This is a genomic window from Mesotoga infera, from assembly GCA_011045915.1.
Classification (GTDB): Bacteria; Thermotogota; Thermotogae; order Petrotogales; family Kosmotogaceae; genus Mesotoga; species Mesotoga infera_D.
This window is the reverse complement of sequence record DSBT01000104.1, coordinates 1-3,256: the sequence shown is the minus strand read 5'-3', so window position 1 is coordinate 3,256 and position 3,256 is coordinate 1. Positions and strand designations below refer to the sequence as shown.

The window sequence follows — 3,256 nt, the reverse complement described above, 5'->3', positions numbered from 1 at the left end:
TCAGGGCAGGCTCTACGGGATGACATAATGAGGGGGTTCGAAGGTATATAGAGGTATATAGGGACTCCATTTTTAGGAGCAAGAGCAGTTGCTCGTTCCGACTCATTGCTTCCAGGTTCTTAGGCCGCGGAGCGGAACTGGCGCGACGAGAACGAGAAGAGCAGAGGTTAGAGGCGACAGGCTAGAGGTTGGAAGAGCGCAAAGATCTTGATCTTCTTACCTCTATCCTCATCCTTCTTACCTCTGATCCACCCCGCCGCCGCCGCGACTGGTGCTCGCGATTGTGTAGGTAATTATGTAGGTCTTATTGTACAATATGCTTGAACAGGAGGCGGTTTTATGAAGTACATAGCGACTCGAGACCTGAGAAGCAATCCCTCAGCGGTCTGGGAAACGCTTGATGAGGGATCGGAGGTTATCGTTACGGTTAACGGGAAGCCCAGAGCAATAATGATAAGGGCAGACGAGGATCTCGAATTTCTCATAAAGGCTATTTCCCGAGCAAAAGCTGAACTCGCGGTCGAAAGAATGCGGCTCCAGTCTTTGAATAACGGTCTTGATAGTCTTTCTTCAGAGGAAATTGAGAGAGAGATCTCTGAAAGCAGAAAAGCGGACAGATGAAGATAGTAGTAGACACAAACGTCCTTGTCGCGGCTCTAATAAATCCTTACGGAAGTCCCGCAGGTGTTCTCAATTTTATTCTCTCAAATCGTGTTCTTCCCTGTTTCGATGCAAGAATTATCGATGAATACGAGAGGGTTCTTCGAAGACCGAGATTTGGATTCAGGAGCGACGATATAAGGGCGCTTCTGGATTTCTTTGTTAGGGTCGGTTTTCTTGTGACTCCCGAACCTGTCACTTTGGAGCTTCCAGATCTATCGCATTTACCTTTTGTTGAAGTCTCCAGAGCCACTAACAGTCCGATCGTTACGGGGAATGCTAAACACTTTCCCGCTGATTTCGTAACTGTCCTGAGTCCTGCAGCGTTGCTTGAGATAGTTCATAGAAGGGCGTGAAGAGCTGTCCTTGGAGAGCCGAAGAGCGTTTCATCGTTCCGGAGCTAGGAGCTTTGTTCTTCGTTCAGGCGCTGAGCGTCCAGGTTATTGGTTTAGGACCATGAGAAGAGATAAGAGAGCGAGATGGACGAGACCACTATGGTAGGTTTCGCAGAGTTGGTTCAGTTGTTTTCATTGTTGGTTTTCCAAAGCGCCATTGGGTGGTGTTTGATTCTCTCCACAATTTGACTGTCATCGAATAGTAGTTCCGGATTATAGTCTCGCTTTCCGAATTTATCTATGAATTTGCTCTCTCTGGCAGTGAAAACAAGTAGGTTCGAAAGAAACTTCTCTACCCCTTTAAGTATTTCATCGAGATCGATCTTCTCCGTTTTGCGAAGAACTGGAAGTAGTTCAGTACGTATTCGGTACTCTGTGATTCTCTTGAGCATTGCAAAATCCAGGCTTTCAGGAATGCCACTGCTGCCGATTGAAAAATAGAAGAGGATACACTTCCTCAGTAATTCTTTGTCGTTTTCACTTAAAGAAAGATGGGAGATCATTCTGTTGGCATCATAGAGGTCACGAACCGCAGCTCTTGTAAGAAGTGCAACTATTTTGCTTGCAAGTATCTCTATGGGATCTACGCACCGACAGTGTACTCCTTGAAGAATTCCGGGAATCAAAGTGCTTCTGATTTCGACTGGTAGAACATGAGCTCTCATAGAGAAATTGATCTCGATTTTGATATTGTCTCTTGCTCCTCCCGAATTGGTATATTCGAAGACGCTCGATTCCAGAGAATAGTAGCGCTTCGATTTGTCGCTATGTCTGTAACCGTTGGCGGACATGAAAAGCGCAATTCTCTCTATGATGACAGGTCTATCTTCAATCATAGTTTCTTTAGAAATGGTCTTGCAGTAGTCGAGGTCTATGTCAACCGACAGTCTCGCAAGTTGCATAATGAATAGGTTAATTGCCGTTCCACCCTTCAGAGCAAGAGCTTCCGATAGAAGGTTATCCGAATCTATGAATTGAAGTACCTCTACCAACCTCAGCACTTTTTCGAATGTATCACGAACAAACCCCAGTTCTGAAGCTAGTTGCCCGATAGTTTGCTTATCGTATCTCACCGATATCCGCTACTCCTTTCGATATTATCGCCATGAGGTCTTGCGGGACGAAGAGTTTCCATCTGGAATCGTAAGCTGGTGATTCATAGCGTATTTCATTATACAGGTATCTGACACTATTGCCTTTTGCAAGTTCGCATAGTTGGAAGAATCGTTCGGATAGGCGGAATCTGCTCTGAAAGTGCCCCAGTATGTATGCCGTTTTCTGATACAGAAATCTCTTGTTGTATTTGTCCAGATAGGCTATCAATTTGTTTTCTTTGAGTGAGGGAACTGAGTCCAGACAGCGAAGCAACTCTTCAAGACCTCCAATTCTCTCAAAGTCGTTGATACTATCAAGTGTAGTTCTCTCCACATCTGTTGCTCTCACCCCATCTGGACTCACTACAATTCCTTCGTTGATTCGCGGGGATATGAAGCGAAAGCTTATATTGTCATAGGAGAACTCAGAGAACTTGGTCTGTGCACTCACATATACCTCATAGAATACCTGGCTGGCATAACCGTAGTACTCGAAAGCGGAGTGATGGGTAATATAGGACTCCGGCTTGATCTTCGAGGCGATTCTATATCGGCCTGCTATAGCCTGCCCGGTCTCAAGGCTTCTTGTCACATACAGGTTTCTCTTGACCTGATCTATGAGGCCACGTTTCTTGTAGTTTTGTAGCAGAGAATTGGCAGTTTCGCTTTTTCCGACAAGCTTTTCCACATCAGTCTTTGTGAAAACTCCCAGTCTCGCCAGTTGCCCGTAGTATTTCATAAGCACACCTTCCGTGTTTTAATGATAGCACATTGATGGCTAAAACTTAATACTTATAAGCATGAAATAAAAGATAGATGGAGAGTCCGTTTTTGGCGGAAAGAACGGTTCCTCCGGGTTCCTCCGGCGCGTTGCGCCCAAGTTCTTGGGAAAGACCTGAGGTTAGAGGGAAGAGGTAAGAAGAGCAATTAGGTCCTGCCTTCCTAACCTCTAGCCTCATACCTCTCATATCTGCCCGACCTTGGACCTTGGATCATATGGATCGTGGAAATAGAAAATCTCGAGGAGTATCTCTTCAAGTTCAATGTCGGTAATCATTGTTCCATCTCTCTTATTACAGAAACCGCGAGTTCTCTTAGGTGGCTTAC

The 3,256-nt window shown here is 45.4% G+C and carries 4 protein-coding genes; 2 read left to right on the top strand and 2 right to left on the bottom strand.

The genetic code is table 11. The annotated features are described in order from the left end of the window. Window positions 1-339 precede the first annotated feature (339 nt). Both ENN47_03525 and ENN47_03520 read left to right on the top strand, forming a co-directional pair. The gene (locus ENN47_03525; protein ID HDP77251.1) at window positions 340-621 is read left to right on the top strand and encodes a type II toxin-antitoxin system Phd/YefM family antitoxin; all 282 of its coding nucleotides are present in this window, start codon (window positions 340-342) and stop codon (window positions 619-621) included. Further along, a complete protein-coding gene (locus ENN47_03520) occupies window positions 618-1,016 on the top strand; it encodes a putative toxin-antitoxin system toxin component, PIN family (GenBank protein ID HDP77250.1) in 399 nt (132 codons plus the stop codon). The genes ENN47_03525 and ENN47_03520 overlap by 4 nt, the downstream gene beginning before the upstream one ends. A 161-nt stretch (window positions 1,017-1,177) precedes the next feature. Here ENN47_03520 and ENN47_03515 read toward each other — a convergent pair whose 3' ends face one another. Together ENN47_03515 and ENN47_03510 are read right to left on the bottom strand one after the other, a co-directional pair. Next, window positions 1,178-2,128, bottom strand: coding sequence for a nucleotidyl transferase AbiEii/AbiGii toxin family protein (locus tag ENN47_03515; protein ID HDP77249.1), 951 nt, complete (start codon window positions 2,126-2,128; stop codon window positions 1,178-1,180). Further along, on the bottom strand, window positions 2,115-2,888 hold the full coding sequence (locus tag ENN47_03510; GenBank protein HDP77248.1) for a transcriptional regulator: 774 nt from the start codon (window positions 2,886-2,888) through the stop codon (window positions 2,115-2,117). Before ENN47_03510 ends, ENN47_03515 begins: the two co-directional genes overlap by 14 nt. Window positions 2,889-3,256: the final 368 nt, after the last annotated feature.

What these genes read in the sequence shown, in the direction of transcription:
- ENN47_03525 (HDP77251.1), top strand. Translation starts at nt 340, where the DNA reads ATGAAGTACATAGCGACTCGAGACCTGAGAAGCAATCCCTCAGCGGTC.
- ENN47_03520 (HDP77250.1), top strand. Translation starts at nt 618, where the DNA reads ATGAAGATAGTAGTAGACACAAACGTCCTTGTCGCGGCTCTAATAAAT.
- ENN47_03510 (HDP77248.1), bottom strand. Translation starts at nt 2,888, where the DNA reads ATGAAATACTACGGGCAACTGGCGAGACTGGGAGTTTTCACAAAGACT.